Below are 17,812 nucleotides of genomic sequence, written 5' to 3' on the forward strand. Positions count from 1 at the left end.
GTAGGCCGACTCCGGGGTGGGCATCAGTTCGGCACCGCGTAGACGTAGAGCAGGCCGACGGTCACCAGACCCATCAGCGGCGTGAGAACCCAGGTCTCCACCTTGTTGCCGGTCCGGGAGATGATCGGCAGCGCCAGCCGCGGTTTCAGCGGCCACAGCAGCGGACAGCCGCGGTCGGTCAGGCAGTCACCGGCGATATGGATGAGCGCGCCCAGCCCGAGCGCGAACGGTAGCCAGTACGGGGCGTCGGGAAGCCAGCGATCCATGAGCACCGTCCCCGCCCCCGCCAGCAGCACACAGGTACCCCAGGCGCGGATGGAGTCGCCTTTCGGGGTCAGATGCAGGGCCCGGATACCGAAGGCCAGCATGATGAAGATGATCGCCAGGGTGAAGTACCGGCCGAGATAGGTCACGCCCGCCCAGGTGGCCCACCCGGCGAGCAGCACGAACAGCAGACCGTGCGTGCCCTTGCGGTGCCCGCCCGATACCGCCGCCACCCCCTTGGCCACCACATTGCTGAACGGCCCCAGCGACTGCCCGATCGTTCCGCCCGGGTGGTCGATATCCGGGACCAGCGCCGCGCCCGCCGTGATGAGCGCGCCGAGGACCAATTCGAGCGCGCTGATATCCACGGGTCCGCGCACGGCCTCCATGACCTCGACGGGAACGACGGTAGCGGCGGTGACGAATGCCAGCGCGCCGCTGGTGGCATGGGAATGGCCGAGCAAAAGGAACTCTCCGGTCTCGCGAGGTGAAGGTTACGTAGCGATCCAAACTAGCAATCGATACCGACATGCCCACCCACCGCGAGACCCGGTGCGACGCGCCGAAGCCGCCGCAGCGTGGGACACGCCGTGCCCGTGGCACTTTCGGCGAATCGACCTGCGGGAACGCTGTACCGAGTCGGTGATCGATGCAATGCTGTCGCCGTCGGGTCACCGAAGGGGGGATCCGGTTGCCGAGGGGGGGCCTATGAACGATTTCCAGCCGATTCTGTACCGGGTACCGGGATTCGAGCCGTCCAGCGGCTCGCCGGCCGCCGGTTCCACACCGGATCGGGAGTCCGCGGCGCCGGCGAGCACACCGTCCGCCACGCGCTCCGAGAACCCGGCCGCGTGTGGCCGCGTCGACCGGCCGTCCCTCCGCGCCAATCGCAGCGCCCCGGCCGGTATCCGGCGGGCCCAGCGGGCCGCGCATACCGCCCAACGGCGCCCGGCGCCGCCCGGGTCCCAGGAATTCGCCACGACAACCCTGCGGATCCTGCTGGAGGTGCTGGACCGGCGGCGTCCCGTCGCCCAACTCGCGACGCTGTGCGCGCCCGCGCTCGTCCGCGCGATCGGAACGCTGGTGGCAGGCGACCACGTTCCGAGCCGGACGCTCGGAGCGGCCGCGCTGACCAGTGTGCGCCTCCTCCCGGCCGGCGAGCGCGCCGCCGAACTGGTGGCGATGTATCAGCGCGGTCCCCGGCGGCTCGCCATCGCCGGACGGATCGAACTCGATACGCGAAAGGGCTGGACGGTGACGGCCCTGCGTCTCATGTGACACCGCGGGCCCGTCGGCCGGTGCGGGAATACCCCGGCGCGGCCCTGACCGGATCAGGCTTCGCTGGGTTGGACGATGACGAAACCCTCGCCGTCCAAGCGGAGTTGGAACATCTCACCCGACCCGCCCCGCACCATCGACCCGAACGATTGCGAGCGGTTGAGGGAGGTCTGGAGGTTGGCGCTCCAGCCGACCACCGCGTCGGTGTCGACGAAGACCGGCGCCTGCGGTTGGACGGGGATGATGATGGGCACGCCCGCGCAGACCAGCCCGAGCCGGCCCTGCCCGGTGAAGACACAGTTGAACAGGCCGCCGCCGGTCATGCCGACGCCTTGGACGAGGCGGATGTCGTATTGCAGGCTCGCGTCGAAGACCAGGACGTTGCGGCCGTTGAGGGTGAGTGCGTCGCCTTGGACGAGGTCGACGATGAAACAGTTGCGGTCGAAATGCGCGAACCAGGCTTCGCCCTGCCCGCGCACCGACATGAGGGGTACGCCTTCGCCGGTGAACGCGCGTTGCAGGAACTTGCCGACGCCCTGGCCTTGTTTCTCGAACTGCAGGTTGCCGCGGAAGGCGACCATGGATCCCTGGCGGGCGAGGCAGTTGCCGTTCACCGCGTATTTGAGCGATTTCGCGCTCTGCCGGGTGAGGCCGGGGGCGGTCGCGGGCTGGGCCATGTTCTCGGCGGAGAAGAGTTCGCTCTGCATATATCGATCGTGCCGCACGGGACCCGGCGCCGGGTGCGGAAACGGGGACGCCGGGGCGGTGCCGGTCAGTTGAGCGGGCGGTGGGCCCGGATATCGACGGGGCGGCCGTCGGGATCTTCGGCGGTCATCGTCCACTGGGTGGGCAGGGTTTCGATGAGACCGGCCGGGAATCCGGCGCCGAGAATCCGTTCCCGGACCTCGCAGAGCTGTTCGTAGTTCGCCAGCCGCAGTCCCCAGCCGGCGCGGCCGAGCGCGTCGGGGCCCGCGGGGGCGGCCGCGGCGGCTTCGACGATCATCAGGTGGTCGGCACCGCCGACGTCGACGACCGCGAAACGCGGATCGGCGCCGGTGGCGGCGCGTTCGAAGGCGAGGCGGGCGCCGAGGAGGCCGGTGTAGTACGCGACCAGCTGGTCGAGGTCGGGTGTGGCCAGGGTGAGATGGTTGATCCCGAGGAGGTCGGACATGATGCTCCGAGCCTAAGGCCTGTTCCGGCGGTCCGTCCAGGACGGGTTCCGGCGGCCGGTTCCCGGCGAGCTGCCCGCTTTGCCCTGATCGGCCGTGTTCTACGCTGCTGGTCCGACCAGGAGCGGAGGATGTATGACCGTCGGCGACGAGCCGCAGGGCCGGCGGCGGGATGCCGCGGCGACCAGGGTGGCGATCCTTTCGGCGGCGCAGGAACTGTTCGCCGAACGTGGATACGAGCGGGCGACCGTGCGCGATATCGCCACCCGGGCGGGGGTGAATCAGGCGCTGTTGTTCCGGTACTTCGGGAACAAGGACGAACTGTTCCGGGCGACGATGACCGATCGGGGACGGTCGGTGCTCGAGGCCGGGCCGGTGGACGCGCTGCTGTCCCGGTTGCTGGAACGGGTGCTCGAACCCGGTGGGGGAGTTTCGCCCGGGAGCTGGTTGCAGGCGGCGTTGCGGTCGAGCGGACACGAGGAGGGGGCGTCGGTGATCCGGCGCGAACTGGGGGAGGAGTATCTGCGCGCACTCTCCTCGCTCACCGACAGCGCGGACGGGGAGCTGCGTGCCGACCTCCTGCTGGCCTGGTTGCTGGGGATCGGATTGGTCCGGTCGGTGCTGCGTCGGGAGCCGCTGAACAGCTCCGATCCAGCGGAGATTGCCGGTCATGTGCTGCGGGCGGCGGGGGTGCTGCTGGAACGCAACGACGCGGAATTCCCTCCGGCGTAACGCGGCGGGATCGTTGACCCCGCCTCACGAAACCCCTTACCCTGCCTAAGTAAGCTGCCGCTTACATAGTCTCGCGCCCGGCGCCGGGCGCCCCGGGAAGGGAGACCCGCATGACCGTGAACACCGAGGTTCGCCGATTCCCCTTCGGCGAACCGGTCCGTCTCGATATGGATCCGCTTTTCGCGCGACTACGCCGCGAGGAGCCGGTATCCCGGGTCGAACTGCCCTACGGCGGCGAAGGGTGGCTGGTCACCCGGTACGAGGATGTGAAACTGGTCCTCGCCGACCCCCGGTTCAGCCGCGCGGTGACCGTCGGCCGCGAGGACATCCCGCGCGCCACTCCGGCGCCCGCCCGCGCCGACTCGTTGCTGAGCCTGGACCCACCCGAACACAGCAGGCTGCGCAAACTGGTCGCGAAGGCGTTCACCGCCCGGCGCGTACAGGAGTTGCGGCCGCGGACCCGGGAGATCGTCGACACCGCGCTCGATACCCTCGAATCCGCCGGTGCCCCGGCCGATCTGGTGCAGAACTTCGCGCTCCCGGTACCGGTCACGGTGATCTGCGAAATGCTCGGCGTTCCCCCGCGTGACCAGCACCGTTTCCGCGATTTCTCCGACGCGATCCTGTCCACCACCGCCTACACCCGCCAGCAGATCGAGGATGCCCGCGACTCCCTCGAGGGCTACCTCGCCGAACTGGTCGCCGAACGCCGGCAGCGGCCGACCGACGATCTGCTGGGCGCGCTGGTCACCGCCCGCGACGAGGACGATCGGCTCAGCGAGAAGGAACTGGTGAACCTGGGCGTCGGCATTCTGATCGCGGGCCACGAAACCACCGCCAACCAGATCGCCAACTTCACGTATCTGCTGCTCACCCAACGGGAGTACTGGGACATGCTGCGCGCGGACCCCGCACTCATCCCCGGCGCGGTGGAGGAACTGCTGCGTTATGTGCAGCTCGGATCGGGCGGCGGCCAGCCCCGGGTGGCGACCGAGGATGTGGTGCTCAGCGGGGTCACGGTGCGCGCGGGGGAGGCGGTGTTCGTGAACACTCAGGCCGCCAACCGCGACGAATCCGTCTTCGAGGACTCCGAGACGCTCGACCTCACCCGGCAGCGCAACCCGCATATCGCGTTCGGCTACGGAGCGCATCACTGCCTCGGCGCACAGCTGGCCCGGGTGGAACTCCAGGTCGCGCTGGAAGCGCTGATGCAGCGATTCCCGGCGCTGCGGCTGGGCGTGCCGGTGGCGGAGATCCCGTGGAAGACGGGTCTGCTGGTGCGGGGTCCGGAGGAACTGCTCGTGGCCTGGTGAGGAACCCGGCGCCGGTCAGGCGAGCCAGCCCCGGCGGTTGCGTTCCCGGTAGTAGTCGTCGTCCGAGTCGGCGGACTGCTCCGGGATCGCCCGGCCCGGCGCCGGTTTCGGCTCCGGGCCCGGCCGAAGAGCTGTGATCGCCTGCCGGAGGCGGTGGGTGATCTCCTGCGGACTCCCCGGTGTGAGGGTGAAATCCTCTTTTGTGTGGTTGATCAGCAGGTACCGGCCGTCCTGGGGTAGATAGTCCATCCAGTGGAAACCGTGCGGATTACCGGTGGGGCGGGCGTCGATCGCCGGACCGGCGAAAACGCCGATCTCGCCGATACCGGAACGCGGCCGGCGAATGATCCGGTTGATCTCCTCGGTGCGGGAGATCCGGGTGGGATGGCGGGCGTATTCGACCTGCCCGATCTCGGCCCGGCTCCCGCGCACCGCGCCGAAACGCCCCGCCGCGCAGCCCGGTAACTGCGCCACCAGCCGGTCGGCCAGCTGCTCGGCCGGAACCGACAGCAGCACGATATCGCCCCCGTATTCCTTTGTGGCGCCGGGAGTCTGGACGGCGAGGGTCGCGGCCGGTCCGGCGATACCGGCGTGCAGCCGCACCACCCGCTCGAAACCACGGTCGTAAACACCGTGCACCTCCACCCGGACCTGCGGTTCCAGCAGCACCCGCAAGGCGTGAAACAACCGCTCGTCCGCGATCTCCCGCAGCCGCCGCGCGGCCTCCGCCCGGAACTGTTCGTAGTCGTCGGCGCTGGGCGGTGTCTCGGAGGGCCCCAGCGGCAGCACCCGGATCGGGTACGGCAACCTGTCCCGCCCGAACCCCCGCACCGCCTGGAGGAACATCTCCCCGTCCAGGCGCCATTGCAGGTCGTTCACCCGCCGATCACTCCACCCGGAGGCAGCGCGGGCGGCTGGGTTCCGAGCAGTTCGCTACCCCGGTCGTAGATCAGGTAATCGGGGGTTTCGTGCTCGTCCTCGTCGTCACGGCCGTTACCGCGCCCGGCGCCCGGCGACATCATCCCCGGCATACCGCCGCGGGCACCACGATTGGCGGCGTTCGCGGCCGTGGTTCCGGCGGGCGTTCCCGTCGTCGAATTCGGCGTGCCCTGCAAGGTCTGACCGGCGATGAACGGAGTGGTGGTCTGCGGTGTGCCCGAGGGGGTTCCGGACGGTATGCCCGACGGCGTGCCCGGTGTGGTGGTCGTCGGGGCTCCGGTGGTGAGGGCGGGAGTCGTCGACTGCGGGGTCGTCGACTGCGGTGTGGTGCTCTGCGGGTCGTCGGTGGACTGTGGATCGTCTTCGCCGGTGGTTTGCCCCTGACCCTCCGGGTTCGTGCCGTCCTCGGTCTTCGTGCCGTCGTCGGTGCTCGTGCCCTGCGGTTGGGTGTCGGTACCGGCGGGCTGGGTGGTGGTGCCGTTCGGCTGATACGGGCCCGGCTGCTGGGTGCCGTCGTCGACGGGTTGTTTGGGTTCCGGCAGGACGGGGGTCTTGCTGTCGACGTCGGCGGCGCCGGGCTCGTAGAAGGCGGTCATCACCCAGCGGGCGGTTTCCTGGGCCTCGTCGGCGCGGTATTGGGGGGTTTTGAGGAGATCGTCCATCGGGAGGGCATTGATGATGGTGTCGCCGACGGTGACGTTATCGGGTTCGCCTACGGAAGCCTTGGCCTGGGCGAGATGGCCCTCCATGAGATCGAGACCGTGCGCGACCACCTGAAAACCTGCCGCCAGCGCGGAAAACGAGGTACTGAACTCGCGCACTCCGTTGACCGCCGCGGTGCCGGATTGCCCGTTCCAGCCGGCCTCGAGATCGGCGTTCACCCCGTCGAGAAACTCCTTGTTCGCTGCACGAGCCTCTGTCGTCAGGTTCCGCCAAGCACTCGCCTTATCGTTGATCACCGACGAGTTGACGTCCTTCAGCGCATCCCAGATCTGCTGATGGGTCATGGCCGCGAAGCCGTCCTTGTCCAGGATGGCGGGTGGCGCGAACTGTCCGCCGAACTCGCCGACCAGCCCGGACCACTCCCCGCCGACAGCGGCGCGATCCTGATTCCAGGTGGTGTTCTGGTCCTCGGCGCGATGGGTGTCGTCGCTCTTGTTCTTCGATGCTTCGTCCCGCCCGCCGAGGATCGGTTCGAGCCATTGAGAAAGGGAAACCACGGCTACACTCCTGCGTTGCCCAGAGCGGTGGAGGTGGACTGATCGGTTTCTTCGATCCGGCGCGCGGACAGTTCGAAGGTTTCCTTCATCAGGGTGACGATGTCGATGGCGGTCTTCAACCGGTTGGCGGCGGAATCGGCGTCGTTGACGGCTTTGCCGGCGAACTTGTTCTTGAGCGTGTCGGCAGACCGGAGGGTTCCGAAGCCGTCCACGTAGCTCAGACGATCGGTCTGCCTGAGCATTCCGTCGAGTCGTGTGAGGAAGTTGGTGCATCGAGCGGCGAGTTGCCCGCCGATTTCGGCTTCCATTCGAAGCTCTCCGCTCTCGGCCTGGGCCTTCAAGCTCTGCCACTGCTGCAACATCTGTGACTGCGAAGGTTCCTCAGCCACAGCACTCTCCCTTCGCGAGATTCGAGGGCCGGACCCGCTGTGTACAGGACTTCGGCGTCATATCGTCATTCCGGGAGGAACGGTTCGAGAGTTTGCGCATGCTGGACTGCCAGCCCGCAGGGCGGCGCCTCCGGCAGGGAACTCCGCTCGCTGTATCGCCAATCGACGTACACGTTGAGCATCCCGCCCTGCATCGGCAGGCTTACATAGCAGGCGCGAATCGGATCCTCGGAAGTGCTGGGATAGTAGGTCAGCCCTGCTCGGCCGTTGATCTGCGCTTCGGTAATGCCCGTCACGGACGTGTTCTGGTACATGTCCGATTGCTGGATGGTTGTCGCTCCTACACCGATGTAATAAGGACCGTCGACCGAATTCCATGCGCACATGCGCCAAGTGGCCCTGTCGCCCGGCGCATCGAAGTCGGTGCTCTTGCTGGCCGGGTCCGCACCTGTAGCCTGCAATGCCTCGTCCGGCAGTTCGGAGCAGGGATTCCATTCGACGAACTGTTCGCCGCTGGTCGTGCTCTGCCTCTCCGCGGCAGGATCGCCGTCAACCGTCACCCCGCACCCGGTGACCGGTCCGGCCATCGCCCCAGCGAGTGCTACGGTCCCCGCGACCCTTGCGAACTGTTTCCTCGCGGTGCGCATGCCCCTCCTGCCCGACGTGTGAGCCATCCACACAAATCCCCCCGTCACGATACAGGCCGGATATTCGGCCCAGCGCGGCATCCAGGGGCGAGCTGCCGGACAATCAGGTGGAAGGCCAACCTGTCCTTCCGCTACGAACCCAGCCCGTGAATGCCGACCACTCGCCGTGGGTGAACCGCAGAGCCGGTCCGCCCGGGTGCTTCGAATCGCGGACCCCCACATCCCTGGTGCCGAGCCAGGCCACCTCGACGCATTCGCCTGCGGGATGGCTGCGGGAAGATTTGAACCATCGAGTATTTGTCCGGTCAACGGTCACCACTCGTACCTCCTGGCCACCTGCCTCAGCAGGTCTATTGAGTGCTGTTCATCCAGTGTTGCCGCATTGAGAAAGGGAAACCATGGCTACACTCCTGCGTTGCCCAGAGCGGTGGAGGTCGACTGATCGGTTTCTTCGATCCGGCGCGCGGACAGTTCGAAGGTTTCCTTCATCAGGGTGGCGATGTCGATGGCGGTCTTCAACCGGTTGGCGGCGGAATCGGCGTCGTTGACGGCTTTGCCGGCGAATTTGTTCTTGAGCGTGTCGGCGGACCGGAGAGTGCCGAAGCCGTCGAGGAAACCGAGGCTGTCGGTGCCTCGCAGCATCTCCTGCAGCCGTCCGATGAACGTATCGCAACGGACCGCCAACTGCTGACCGATCCCGGCGTCCATCCGCAGCTCACCGCTTTCGGCCTGCGTTTTGAACGTCTGCCACTGCTGCAACATCGTCGCCTGAGCGGTTTCTTGTTCGGTCGGCGCCATGCTGCCCCCCTTAGTTTCTCTCCTGACGGCGCCCGCTCGGACGCCGGTATCGATAACTTAGGATCATTTCGGCAGGTAGGGCTCGAGATTCAGCGTGTGGTTCACGGCCAGACCGCATGGCGGCGATTCGGGCATCGAGTCGTGCTCGCCATAGCGCCAATCGACGTACACGTTGAGCATCCCGTTCTGCATCGGGAGGCTCACATAGCATCGGCGGATGGGACGCTCGCCACTACTCGGATAGAACGTGAGCCCGGATCGGTCACCGACCTGTACAGGAGTGAAGCCGGTTACCGTGGTGTTCCCCCGGACCTGCTCCTGCGTCAAGGTAGTGGCCCCGACACCGATGAAGTATGGCGCGTCGACGGAATCCCACGAACACATCCGGTAGGTGGCCCGATCTCCGGGCGCATCGAAGTCGGCGTCCTTACTGGCCGGATCGGCGCCGGTGGCGAGCAGGGCCTCCTCCGGAAGTTCCGAACAAGGATTCCATTGGACGTGTTGCTCGTCGGATGTAGGGGAGGAGCTTTCACCCGCCTCACCATCAACCGTCACCCCGCACCCGGTCACCAGGCCGACCATCACGACTGCTCCGCTCACGACCCCTGCGTACTGTCTCCTCGCGGTGCGCATGCCCCTCCTGCCGAGCGTGTGAACTATCCACACAGATCAGGAACAACCATACAGGTCCGCTATGCGCCTCAGCGCGGCATCGTTGCGGTGATGATTACGCGAACTACGCGTTCGAGGCGTTGCTCCGGACGCTTCTCGTGAACGCCGCCCACTCTCGCTGCGTGAACAGCAGGGACGGCCCGGCCGGGTTCTTCGAATCGCGGACCCCCACCTGCGCCGCACCCACCCAGGCGACTTCTACACATTCGTTGGCAGGTCCGCTGTGCGATGACTTGAACCACTGCGGCCCCGATCGCTCTTCGGTCACTGCTCGTATCTCCTTGCCGTCCGCCTGAGGAGGTCCCTCGATCGTTGCTCATCCAGTGTGGCGGAGCGAAGACCCTCGTGGATCTCGCGGTGCCGCGCCACATCGGCAGCGTCCTCGAAGAACATCGAGCCGATGGGACTTTCGCAGTACACGACCGGTGGTTCCGAACTCTCAGCTGGAAATTCGAGCAAGATATAAGGAAGAACCGGAGCTGCGGCCCCGGGAAATCCCGCCGTGAACGGCAAGATGCGGACGGTGACGTTGGGGAGAGCGCTCAGATCCGCAATATGGCGGAGTTGCGCCGCCATTACCCGATGGGAACCGACGACAATATGCAGAACACTCTCGTGAAGAATGAATTCGGCGGTGATCGGCTTGCGTTGCCGCGTAAGGATCGCCTTCCGCTGCACGCGGACAGACACCCGGTTGTCCAGGTCCTCTGGTAGATCACCTGGGAAGACAGGGCGCTCGATCGCGCGGGCATAGTGCGCAATCTGCAACAGTCCGGGAATGATCACCGGTTGGTACGAGCGCAGGTGAGATGCCCCTGATTCGAGTCCGAGATAGGTGTTGTAACCGGACAGAAGTAAATGCCGCGACGCCTGCCACCACGATTTGGTCGCGGATTGCTGCGCAAGGGCTTTCAGCTCCTCGATACGTTGGTCCGGGAGTTCGTACAACCTCCCGAATTCCTCCACATCCCGCACCCGGACTTTCTCGTTGTGCCCCTTCTCGATCCGGATCACCGCGGTTTTGCTCATCTCCATTTCCCGGGCCGCCTGTTCCAGCGTGAACCCCACCCCCTGCCGCGCTTCGCGCAGCGCCCGGCCGAGTTGGCGGCGCGGCAGGGTCGAGCCCGGCTGGTCACCTCGTGTCATATCTCCCCTTCCCCGATGGTCCGAAACGGCCCAGGATGCGGTCCGATTCGTACTACTGCGATTGGCCGGTCGGTCCGGGCTGTGGGGGTTTGCCCGAACTGAATCGGACTGTCCCGCTGAGCCGTTCGGGCGCGGCGTGCGGGGTGCAACATAACCATATGAACGAGCGACACGGAAGCCCGCTGACCAGGCAACTATCCCGTTCCCGGGACCGTGGTGACGGGGTGGCCGATTCCGGTTTCCGGGCTGTCGGGCGGCGGCCGGCGAGCGGTTCGCGGCTGTGGGGTGGCGGTGACGAATTCGCCGTCGGCACCCGCAGCACCGAGGCGGGGCAGTGGCGGGCGGTGTGGTGGCGGGGGGAACACGGGATCCGAATCCTGCGGGTGCGCGATATCGTCGGCGACCGCACGGTGCTGGCGGTGACCGATGCCGCCAACGCCCCGGATCTCGCGGATATGCGGGAGCGGTTCCCCGAGCTCACGGCGCTGTGGGACGCGATCCGGCATCAGTTCTGGGTGCGGGCGGGAGAGGCGGCGGGATGACGGTGATCCGCTACCCGGGTGCCGAGGTCGTCGAGGAGATCACCGCCCGGTACCTGCTGTCCATGCCCACCGGCCTGATGCCGATGCTGTACGGGTTCCGCTTCGACGGGGACGCGATCGACGGCGACTGCGCGGCGGTGGACCTCTCCGGTGACCGCGGTCCCGGCGAACCCAATCCGATCCACCTGCGGGCGGCACGGTTGCGCGAGATCCTCGGGCCCGGGATGTTCGGTTTCGGCCTGGTGTTCGTCGTCTGCGCCGATCAGCTCACCGATGGTGCGGAGAACCGTCATATTCCCGACCGGGTCCGGCTGGCCGCCGGGCAGCTGCCCGGTGCGGGAGACGTGATCGTCGCGGTGGTGGCCGACGCGACCGGCCGGCAGTGGTGGGCTGTGGTGGACCGGTATCTGCTGGAGCTGGATCCGGTGCGGATCCACGTCCCCGCCGTCGCGCCCGGTGAGTGGAGTCTGCCCGAATCGGTCGACGCCTCGCTGCTGACCGCGGCGCTCGCTCTCGACGCGGCCAACCATCCCCACCTGTTACGACTCGGGAGTCCGCACCGGCCGGAGATATGAGCTGTCCGGTGCCGGATCGGCCGGCCCGGATCGGAAGGCACGGCGATAGGCGCCCGGCGTCGTGCCGACCTGGGAGCGGAAGCGGCGGCGCAGGTTCACCGCGGAGGCGAGGCCCACGCGGGCGGCGATCGCCTCCACCGGCAGATCCGTTTCCTCCAGCAGGGTCCGCGCTTCGGTCACCCGGCGGCGCAGCAGCCACGCACCGGGACTCGTGCCGAACCGGCCGGTGAAGCGGCGGGCCAGCGTGCGTGGCGAAACACCCAGTCGGGCGGCCAGATCGTGCACCGACAGCGGTTCGGCGAGATGCGCGGATGCCCAGGTGAGCAGGTTGTCCAAGGGGTCGGCAGAGGCCGGGGCGGTGCCGTCGCGCCGGGGTGGCAGGGCCATATGGTGCGCGAGGAGATCGGCGTACCCGGGGCCGTGATCCCGCCGGACCAGATGCAGGCACAACTCCATCCCCGCGCCCGCCCCGGCGCTCGTGGCGATATCTCCGTGATCCACGTAGCGCCGCTCCGGTTCCACCCGCACGCGGGGGAACTGCTGCCGCAACTGCGCGGCGCGCGCCCAATGCGTGGTGGCGGTGCGACCGTCCAGTAGTCCGGTGCGGGCGAGCGCGAACACACCGGAACAGATCGTGACCAAGCGGGCGCCCCGGGCATGGGCATCCAGCAGCGCCCGGCACACCCGGTCGGGCAGGGGCGCCTCCACCGGGTCCCAGCCGGGGATGATCACGGTATCGGCGGATTCGAGCGCCGACAGGTCCCGGGAGACGGAGATGGCGTAGCCGGCGGTGGTCGGCACCTGCCCGGGGGTTTCGGTGCAGATATCGAATTCGTAGTGCTGTTCGATCCCCGCCCGTTCGGTGCCGAAGACTTCGACGGCGCATCCGAGCTCGAAGGTCGACTGCACCGGCCGGACCAGGACCACCACTCGATGCATGGCAGGAAAGTACCCGATGATGTCCGGCTCGGCTCTGTCCCGGGTGGCCCGCGCTCGGCACTGTGGGGACATGCATCCCGAAATCCTCGCTCAGGACGGCTACCGCGCCGTTTCCGTCACCGAATCACCGGTCCGTGAACTGTTCCCCGGGATCCGGCTCCGACCCCTCTGGCAGGGGCCGGACGGCGCGCACGCCAACGTGCTGGAAATGGATCCGGGCAGCTCATGGCCGCGCCGCGATGTGCACAGTCCCGGACCGGAGGAGGTCTATGTGGTCGCCGGTGTATTCAACGACGGCGCGCGCGACTACCCGGCCGGGACCTTCCTGCACGCACCGGCCGAATCGTGGCATATACCCGCCACCCGGACCGGCTGCACACTGTTCCTCTTCTATCCCCAGGGGTGAAACCGCAGGCCGGGCCCGCACCGCCGACCTGTCACCGGTCCGGCGCGGCAGGGATCGCGTTCGATGAACGAGCTGTGGAATACCACTGTTCGTCTCGAGTGGTGGAGCGGCGACACGATCGCGGGGGTGCGGTGGGCGTGCCCCAGGAAGAGGGGGCAGGGTTCGCTGTAACCGTGGTGCGGGCGGATCCGAAAAACCCTGTGACGCATGCATTCGTGGTGTCCGCGATTTCGGTAGGAGCGGGCGGGTGCAGACGTCGAATCCTTGCTCGCGATCGATTATCGAGAGGGCTCGAAATGCCTCCGTTCCTGCAGTACCTCGTCTTTCTGAATGTGCTGGGCTATCTGACCGGCGCCTTGGTCATGTGACCGGGCCCGCCTACCGGCGCTCTGCGCGGCCCGGTAGGCCGGGGCCGGCCGTGGAAATTCCGGTTCGGGGGCGCGGAGGCGAGGTGGTCGGGGCCGAAGGTGAGGCTTCGACCGGGGGGAGGGCGATCCGTAGGATTGGCGAACCGGGTGGTGGGCAGCCATGGGTCCGGAACGTCGAGGATGGGATCGTATGACCAAGACCGCACTGGTGACCGGGGCGTCGTCGGGGATCGGGCGGGCTACCGCCGCGCTGCTGGTCGAGCGGGGGTACCGGGTGATCGGGACCAGCCGGAACCCGGATTCGGTCGACGAATCGGTGCGGGTCGCGGGGGTGGAGTACCGGGCGCTGGACCTCACCGATCCGGAGGGGATCGAACGGTTCGCCGCGGCGTCGGGGCCGGTGGATGTGCTGGTCAACAATGCGGGGGAGAGTCAGTCGGGGCCTGTCGAGGAGTTGCCGCGGGAGGCGATCGCGCGGATATTCCAGCTCAACGTTTTCGGGGCGGTGCAGTTGGCGCAGGCGGTGCTGCCGGGCATGCGGGAGCGGGGATACGGGCGGATCGTGATGGTGGGGTCGATGCTGGCGAGTTTCCCGCTGGCGTATCGGTCCTCGTATGTGGCGACGAAGGCGGCGATCAAAGGATTCGCGGACGCGGCGCGGTTGGAGACCGCGCCGTTCGGGGTGTGGATCACCACGGTGGAGCCGGGGTCGATCGCGACGGGGATCGGGGAGCGGCGCACCAAATACGTCGGGGAAGACTCGGTGTACGCCGAGGATTTCCGGACGATGCAGACCCACCTGGATCGCAACGAGCGGGCCGGGACGCGGCCGGACGAGGTGGCGGCGACGATTCTGCGCGCGATCACGGCGGAGAAGCCGAAACCGCTGTACGCGAAGGGGAGCCGGGCGCCGGTGGTGTTCCTGCTGCGCCGGCTGGTGCCGGCGGCGGTGGTCGAGAAGGTGGTCGCGCGGATGCACGGGCTGAAACGCTGACGGGAGGCCGGAGCATGCGGTTGTCCGTGGGGTGCGCCATGTGGACCCACAGCGCCTGGCCGGTGACCGGGGACAAACTGCGCGGTTACGCGAGCTGGTGCGACGCGGTGGAGGGCAACACCACCTTCTACGCGGTACCGGCCCGGAAGACGGTGCAGACGTGGGCGGAGCAGACCGATCCCGGGTTCCGGTTCGTGATGAAACTGCCCAAAACCGTCACCCATGAGCGGCGGCTGTCGGGGGCGGACGCCGAGATGAACAACTTCCTGCACGTCATGGAGCCGCTGGGGTCGCGGATGCACGCGCTGTGGATCCAGTTGCCGGGGTCGTTCGGCCCCGGCGATCTCGGGTCGCTGGCGAATTTCGTGCGGAAGATGCCCGCGGGAACACGGGCGGCGGTGGAGGTGCGGCATCCGGCGTTCTTCACCGACCGGGACGCGGCCGCGCAGCTCGAGCGGGCGCTGGGCCGGGCCGGTGCGGAATGGGTGCCGTTCGATACGACGGTGCTGTTCGCGCAGCGGCCCGCGAGTTCGGCGGAATACGAGGCGCAGTCCAAGAAACCGCGGTTACCGCGGCGGATGGTCGCACTCACCGATACACCGATCGTGCGCTACCACGGCCGGGACGAACTCGAAGCGACCGTGGCGGGCTGGCGACCCTGGGTCGAGCAGGCGGCGGCATGGTTGCGGGAGGGGCGCTCCCCGACGGTTTTCCTGCACACGCCGGACAACGCCTCGTCGCGCGATCTGGCCCGCCGTTTCCATGCCGAGGTCGGCGACCTGGTCCCCGGCCTCGAACCGCTCCCCGACCCGGCGGAAACGGAGCCGATGACCCTGTTCTGACCGGACCATCGAGGAACTCAATTCACGGCCAGGAGCGCCGCGGCCGCGACCGTCTCGACCCAGAAGTAGAACCACACCGGGTAGAACGCGGTCGGAGCGTCGAACAGCCGGGAGAGCAGCCGGCCGGCGGCCATACCGGCCAGCGCGACCGCTACGGCGACCACGACACCCCGCGGCAGCTCACCGGAGGCCGTCGCGGACCAGAACAGGGCACCGGCGACGGCCAGCCCGAAACCGCCGTAGACCGCCCGCACCTCGGAACGGCCCGCCGCGGTGGCGGCGGTGATCCCGAACGGCTGTACGAGCCGAGCGGGGGAGGCGAGGGCGAACAGCCCCATCCCGGCGAAGAAGACTCCGGCCGCGAGCAGTACGACGGTGCGCATATTCTGCCTTTCGTTCGACGTTCGTCCTCTCGATCATCGGGTGCCGGCCGGGGGTGCGCTTCCGGAAACGTGCCGCGTGTCGTGCGGCGGCGTGTGCGCCTCGGCGACGCTGTTCCGAGCGGTCCAAGTAAATAGCCATTCATCTTCGATTAAGAACCAATTGCCTGGTTTCGGCGCCGTTAGTGAGCGCGGATTCGCGCACCGTGGTAGAACTTCGGCAGTTGTGAAGGGTGGACGCTTATGAAACCGACCAGCAAGCAGCGCGCCGCGCTGGAAATGATCTGCGATACGTTCCTGCCGGGTGACGGACCGACGCTGCCGTCGGCCTCCGAACTCGGCGCCGTCGATACCGTTCTCGAGCTCCTGGCACGTAATCCGCGGGAAGCCGATACCAAACAGCTGGCCACGTTGCTGGGTATCTGGGATTCGCCGGTGACGGGGCTGCTCACCGGATGGGGTCCGCGACGGTATTCGAAGTTGTCCCAGGAGGGCCGGGAGCGCGCCATGCTGCGTCTCGGGGACTCCCGGATCGGCGCGGTGCGGGCGGTTTTCCAGGCCCTGAAGCAGGCCTCGCTGCTGGCCTACAACGTGACCCCCGGCCCGACCGGATTCAACCCGCTGTGGAAGGAGATGAGCTACCCCGGCCCGCCCGGCGTACTCGCCGCGGCGCCGCGGCCCGCCCTGTCCCCGCAGCGCATCACCGAACCCGGCACGCTCACCTGTGATGTGGTGATCGTCGGATCGGGTGCCGGAGGCGGAACGGCGGCCGGGGTGCTCGCCGAGGCCGGGCTCGATGTCGTGGTCCTGGAACGCGGCGGCTACTACGACGACCGGGATTTCGGCACCGGTGAACTGGACGGGCTCGAGCAGCTGTACGCGCCCGGGCCGCTGGCGTCCGCGGAGGGACAGATCTCGCTGGTGGCGGGAACCTGCCTCGGCGGCGGCACCGTCGTCAACTGGAGTACCTCGCTGGCGACCCCCGACGGTGTGCGGGAGGAATGGGCGGGCCTGGGCGCGACACAGTTCGGCGAGGCCGAATTCACCGAATCGCTCGACGCGGTGGTCCGGCGGATCGGGGTCAACGAACAGCGGTCGACCATCTCTGTCCGGGACAGCACTCTGGAGAAGGGGGCGCGCGCCCTCGGCTGGCAGGTGGATCCGTTGCCGCGCAATGTGACCGACGCCTGCGATGCCGGGGTGGAATGCGGCCGGTGCGGCAGCGGCTGCCGGGTCGGGGCCAAACAGTCGGTGACCAAGACCTGGCTGGCGGACGCCGCCGCCAAGGGTGCCCGGCTGATCGTGGACGCCGATGTGCGGCGGATCGAGGTGCGGGGCGGTAAGGCCGAATCGGTGTCGGTGCGCACCGCCGACGGTGTCGAGTTCGAGGTGCGGGCGCGTGCGGTGGTGGTGTCCGCCGGCGCGATCCAGACCCCCGCGCTGCTGCGGCGGTCCGGGCTGAAGAACGACAACATCGGGCGCTACCTGCGGCTGCATCCGGCTTCGGCGGTATTCGGACTCTTCGACGAGGAGATCCGGCCCTGGGAGGGCGGGATGCAGACGCGGATCTGCCGCCAGGACGCCGACCTCGACGGCAACGGCTACGGCGTGATCTACGAGACCGGGCCGCTGCAGCCGGGATCGGCGACCGGGTTCATGAGCTGGCGGGGTTCGGCGAACCATCGCGATGTCCTGGTGAACTTCGCCCGCACCAACGCCGTCGGCATCATCACCCGCGACCGTGACTCCGGATCGGTCGTGCTGGGCAAGGACGGCGAGCCGACGGTCAACTATCGTCTCTCCGACTACGACGCCGCCCACCTGCACACCGGTGTGGAGGGCGCCGCCCGCATCCTGGAGGCCGCGGGCGCCCGGCGCATCTTCTCCGGCCATCAGGCGGGCGTCTCCTATGAACCGGGCGTGCGTGGCTCGCACGCCGAGTTCACCGCCGCCGCCCGCGCCGCGGGCTACGGACCCGGCAACTGCGCGCTCGGCGCCCTGCACATCATGGGATCGGCCCGGATGGGTGGTTCGCCGGACCTTTCGGCCACCGACCCCGACGGCGCCACCTGGGAGGTCCCGAATATCGTCGTCGCCGACGCGTCCTGCTTCCCGACGGCGTCGGGCGTGAACCCGATGGTGTCGATCGAGGCGATCGCCCATATGAACGCGAAACGTCTGGCCGCGCGGCTGAACTGA

Annotated in this window: 23 protein-coding genes; 9 read left to right on the top strand and 14 right to left on the bottom strand. The window is 68.0% G+C overall.

The features are described from left to right. Window positions 1-23: 23 nt before the first annotated feature. Window positions 24-728, bottom strand: coding sequence for a metal-dependent hydrolase (locus tag AB0F41_RS10570; RefSeq protein WP_357422532.1), 705 nt, complete (start codon window positions 726-728; stop codon window positions 24-26). A 244-nt stretch (window positions 729-972) separates the two neighbouring features. Here AB0F41_RS10570 and AB0F41_RS10575 point away from each other — a divergent pair, with 244 nt between their 5' ends. Further along, window positions 973-1,542 carry an Rv3235 family protein gene (locus AB0F41_RS10575; protein WP_357422533.1) on the top strand — a complete coding sequence of 190 codons (570 nt, stop codon included), beginning with the start codon at window positions 973-975 and terminating at the stop codon, window positions 1,540-1,542. A gap of 53 nt (window positions 1,543-1,595) precedes the next feature. Here AB0F41_RS10575 and AB0F41_RS10580 read toward each other — a convergent pair whose 3' ends face one another. Both AB0F41_RS10580 and AB0F41_RS10585 read right to left on the bottom strand, forming a co-directional pair. After that, the gene (locus AB0F41_RS10580) at window positions 1,596-2,249 is read right to left on the bottom strand and encodes an AIM24 family protein (RefSeq protein ID WP_357422534.1); all 654 of its coding nucleotides are present in this window, start codon (window positions 2,247-2,249) and stop codon (window positions 1,596-1,598) included. A 65-nt stretch (window positions 2,250-2,314) separates the two neighbouring features. Continuing rightward, on the bottom strand, window positions 2,315-2,713 hold the full coding sequence (locus AB0F41_RS10585) for a VOC family protein (RefSeq protein ID WP_357422535.1): 399 nt from the start codon (window positions 2,711-2,713) through the stop codon (window positions 2,315-2,317). Between the two features lie 133 nt (window positions 2,714-2,846). Between AB0F41_RS10585 and AB0F41_RS10590 the strand changes: the two genes are divergently transcribed. Both AB0F41_RS10590 and AB0F41_RS10595 read left to right on the top strand, forming a co-directional pair. Then, window positions 2,847-3,443 (top strand): TetR family transcriptional regulator, encoded by a 597-nt coding sequence (locus AB0F41_RS10590; RefSeq protein WP_357422536.1) that lies wholly within the window; start codon window positions 2,847-2,849, stop codon window positions 3,441-3,443. Window positions 3,444-3,553: 110 nt separating this feature from the next. Then, complete coding sequence (locus AB0F41_RS10595) at window positions 3,554-4,756, top strand: cytochrome P450 (protein ID WP_357422537.1); 1,203 nt, start codon at window positions 3,554-3,556, stop codon at window positions 4,754-4,756. 15 nt (window positions 4,757-4,771) lie between these two features. Here the strand turns inward: AB0F41_RS10595 and AB0F41_RS10600 are convergent, their stop codons facing one another. From AB0F41_RS10600 to AB0F41_RS10640, 9 genes are all read right to left on the bottom strand, one after another. Then, window positions 4,772-5,635, bottom strand: coding sequence for an ESX secretion-associated protein EspG (locus tag AB0F41_RS10600; protein WP_357422538.1), 864 nt, complete (start codon window positions 5,633-5,635; stop codon window positions 4,772-4,774). Continuing rightward, window positions 5,632-6,915: a hypothetical protein gene (locus tag AB0F41_RS10605; RefSeq protein WP_357422539.1), complete on the bottom strand. Its 1,284-nt coding sequence runs from the start codon at window positions 6,913-6,915 to the stop codon at window positions 5,632-5,634. The genes AB0F41_RS10600 and AB0F41_RS10605 overlap by 4 nt, the downstream gene beginning before the upstream one ends. Window positions 6,916-6,917: 2 nt before the next feature. Next, on the bottom strand, window positions 6,918-7,277 hold the full coding sequence (locus tag AB0F41_RS10610; protein WP_357422540.1) for a hypothetical protein: 360 nt from the start codon (window positions 7,275-7,277) through the stop codon (window positions 6,918-6,920). A 92-nt stretch (window positions 7,278-7,369) separates the two neighbouring features. Then, on the bottom strand, window positions 7,370-7,891 hold the full coding sequence (locus tag AB0F41_RS10615; protein ID WP_357422541.1) for a DUF3558 domain-containing protein: 522 nt from the start codon (window positions 7,889-7,891) through the stop codon (window positions 7,370-7,372). 163 nt (window positions 7,892-8,054) lie between these two features. Beyond that, entirely contained in the window at window positions 8,055-8,270 is a 216-nt protein-coding gene (locus tag AB0F41_RS10620; protein ID WP_357422542.1) for a DUF397 domain-containing protein, read from the bottom strand. An 83-nt stretch (window positions 8,271-8,353) separates the two neighbouring features. Next, entirely contained in the window at window positions 8,354-8,749 is a 396-nt protein-coding gene (locus AB0F41_RS10625; RefSeq protein ID WP_357422543.1) for a hypothetical protein, read from the bottom strand. Between the two features lie 63 nt (window positions 8,750-8,812). Further along, window positions 8,813-9,349, bottom strand: coding sequence for a DUF3558 domain-containing protein (locus tag AB0F41_RS10630; protein WP_357422544.1), 537 nt, complete (start codon window positions 9,347-9,349; stop codon window positions 8,813-8,815). A gap of 136 nt (window positions 9,350-9,485) precedes the next feature. Further along, window positions 9,486-9,689 carry a DUF397 domain-containing protein gene (locus tag AB0F41_RS10635; protein ID WP_357422545.1) on the bottom strand — a complete coding sequence of 68 codons (204 nt, stop codon included), beginning with the start codon at window positions 9,687-9,689 and terminating at the stop codon, window positions 9,486-9,488. Then, window positions 9,686-10,567, bottom strand: a complete 882-nt coding sequence (locus AB0F41_RS10640) for a helix-turn-helix transcriptional regulator (protein ID WP_357422546.1) — start codon at window positions 10,565-10,567, stop codon at window positions 9,686-9,688. Before AB0F41_RS10640 ends, AB0F41_RS10635 begins: the two co-directional genes overlap by 4 nt. A gap of 158 nt (window positions 10,568-10,725) precedes the next feature. On the opposite strand from AB0F41_RS10640, the gene AB0F41_RS10645 reads away from it, so the two are divergent. Together AB0F41_RS10645 and AB0F41_RS10650 are read left to right on the top strand one after the other, a co-directional pair. After that, window positions 10,726-11,109 (top strand): hypothetical protein, encoded by a 384-nt coding sequence (locus AB0F41_RS10645; RefSeq protein WP_357422547.1) that lies wholly within the window; start codon window positions 10,726-10,728, stop codon window positions 11,107-11,109. Further along, complete coding sequence (locus AB0F41_RS10650) at window positions 11,106-11,684, top strand: hypothetical protein (RefSeq protein ID WP_357422548.1); 579 nt, start codon at window positions 11,106-11,108, stop codon at window positions 11,682-11,684. The genes AB0F41_RS10645 and AB0F41_RS10650 overlap by 4 nt, the downstream gene beginning before the upstream one ends. Here AB0F41_RS10650 and AB0F41_RS10655 read toward each other — a convergent pair. After that, window positions 11,649-12,623 (bottom strand): helix-turn-helix domain-containing protein, encoded by a 975-nt coding sequence (locus tag AB0F41_RS10655; protein WP_357422549.1) that lies wholly within the window; start codon window positions 12,621-12,623, stop codon window positions 11,649-11,651. The genes AB0F41_RS10650 and AB0F41_RS10655 overlap by 36 nt on opposite strands. 70 nt (window positions 12,624-12,693) lie before the next feature. Here AB0F41_RS10655 and AB0F41_RS10660 point away from each other — a divergent pair, with 70 nt between their 5' ends. The 3 genes from AB0F41_RS10660 to AB0F41_RS10670 all read left to right on the top strand — a co-directional run bounded on the left by AB0F41_RS10660 (window position 12,694) and on the right by AB0F41_RS10670 (window position 15,233). Then, a complete protein-coding gene (locus tag AB0F41_RS10660) occupies window positions 12,694-13,029 on the top strand; it encodes a cupin domain-containing protein (RefSeq protein WP_357422550.1) in 336 nt (111 codons plus the stop codon). Between the two features lie 558 nt (window positions 13,030-13,587). Then, entirely contained in the window at window positions 13,588-14,391 is an 804-nt protein-coding gene (locus tag AB0F41_RS10665; protein ID WP_357422551.1) for an SDR family oxidoreductase, read from the top strand. Between the two features lie 14 nt (window positions 14,392-14,405). Continuing rightward, window positions 14,406-15,233: a DUF72 domain-containing protein gene (locus AB0F41_RS10670; protein ID WP_357422552.1), complete on the top strand. Its 828-nt coding sequence runs from the start codon at window positions 14,406-14,408 to the stop codon at window positions 15,231-15,233. Window positions 15,234-15,250: 17 nt separating this feature from the next. On the opposite strand, the gene AB0F41_RS10675 is transcribed toward AB0F41_RS10670, so the two are convergent. Next, window positions 15,251-15,616, bottom strand: a complete 366-nt coding sequence (locus AB0F41_RS10675) for a DUF4345 family protein (RefSeq protein WP_357422553.1) — start codon at window positions 15,614-15,616, stop codon at window positions 15,251-15,253. A 240-nt stretch (window positions 15,617-15,856) separates the two neighbouring features. Between AB0F41_RS10675 and AB0F41_RS10680 the strand changes: the two genes are divergently transcribed. Beyond that, window positions 15,857-17,812, top strand: coding sequence for a GMC family oxidoreductase (locus AB0F41_RS10680; RefSeq protein WP_357422554.1), 1,956 nt, complete (start codon window positions 15,857-15,859; stop codon window positions 17,810-17,812).

Source organism: Nocardia sp. NPDC024068, from assembly GCF_040638875.1.
GTDB lineage: Bacteria > Actinomycetota > Actinomycetes > Mycobacteriales > Mycobacteriaceae > Nocardia.

Bases quoted from the DNA above. Each gene is read 5' to 3' on its own strand.
- AB0F41_RS10660 (WP_357422550.1), top strand. From the start codon at position 12,694: ATGCATCCCGAAATCCTCGCTCAGGACGGCTACCGCGCCGTTTCCGTC.
- AB0F41_RS10670 (WP_357422552.1), top strand. From the start codon at position 14,406: ATGCGGTTGTCCGTGGGGTGCGCCATGTGGACCCACAGCGCCTGGCCG.
- AB0F41_RS10665 (WP_357422551.1), top strand. From the start codon at position 13,588: ATGACCAAGACCGCACTGGTGACCGGGGCGTCGTCGGGGATCGGGCGG.
- AB0F41_RS10625 (WP_357422543.1), bottom strand. From the start codon at position 8,749: ATGGCGCCGACCGAACAAGAAACCGCTCAGGCGACGATGTTGCAGCAG.
- AB0F41_RS10655 (WP_357422549.1), bottom strand. From the start codon at position 12,623: ATGCATCGAGTGGTGGTCCTGGTCCGGCCGGTGCAGTCGACCTTCGAG.
- AB0F41_RS10675 (WP_357422553.1), bottom strand. From the start codon at position 15,616: ATGCGCACCGTCGTACTGCTCGCGGCCGGAGTCTTCTTCGCCGGGATG.
- AB0F41_RS10645 (WP_357422547.1), top strand. From the start codon at position 10,726: ATGAACGAGCGACACGGAAGCCCGCTGACCAGGCAACTATCCCGTTCC.
- AB0F41_RS10640 (WP_357422546.1), bottom strand. From the start codon at position 10,567: ATGACACGAGGTGACCAGCCGGGCTCGACCCTGCCGCGCCGCCAACTC.
- AB0F41_RS10610 (WP_357422540.1), bottom strand. From the start codon at position 7,277: ATGTTGCAGCAGTGGCAGAGCTTGAAGGCCCAGGCCGAGAGCGGAGAG.
- AB0F41_RS10595 (WP_357422537.1), top strand. From the start codon at position 3,554: ATGACCGTGAACACCGAGGTTCGCCGATTCCCCTTCGGCGAACCGGTC.
- AB0F41_RS10680 (WP_357422554.1), top strand. From the start codon at position 15,857: ATGAAACCGACCAGCAAGCAGCGCGCCGCGCTGGAAATGATCTGCGAT.
- AB0F41_RS10585 (WP_357422535.1), bottom strand. From the start codon at position 2,713: ATGTCCGACCTCCTCGGGATCAACCATCTCACCCTGGCCACACCCGAC.
- AB0F41_RS10575 (WP_357422533.1), top strand. From the start codon at position 973: ATGAACGATTTCCAGCCGATTCTGTACCGGGTACCGGGATTCGAGCCG.
- AB0F41_RS10580 (WP_357422534.1), bottom strand. From the start codon at position 2,249: ATGCAGAGCGAACTCTTCTCCGCCGAGAACATGGCCCAGCCCGCGACC.
- AB0F41_RS10590 (WP_357422536.1), top strand. From the start codon at position 2,847: ATGACCGTCGGCGACGAGCCGCAGGGCCGGCGGCGGGATGCCGCGGCG.
- AB0F41_RS10650 (WP_357422548.1), top strand. From the start codon at position 11,106: ATGACGGTGATCCGCTACCCGGGTGCCGAGGTCGTCGAGGAGATCACC.
- AB0F41_RS10615 (WP_357422541.1), bottom strand. From the start codon at position 7,891: ATGGCCGGACCGGTCACCGGGTGCGGGGTGACGGTTGACGGCGATCCT.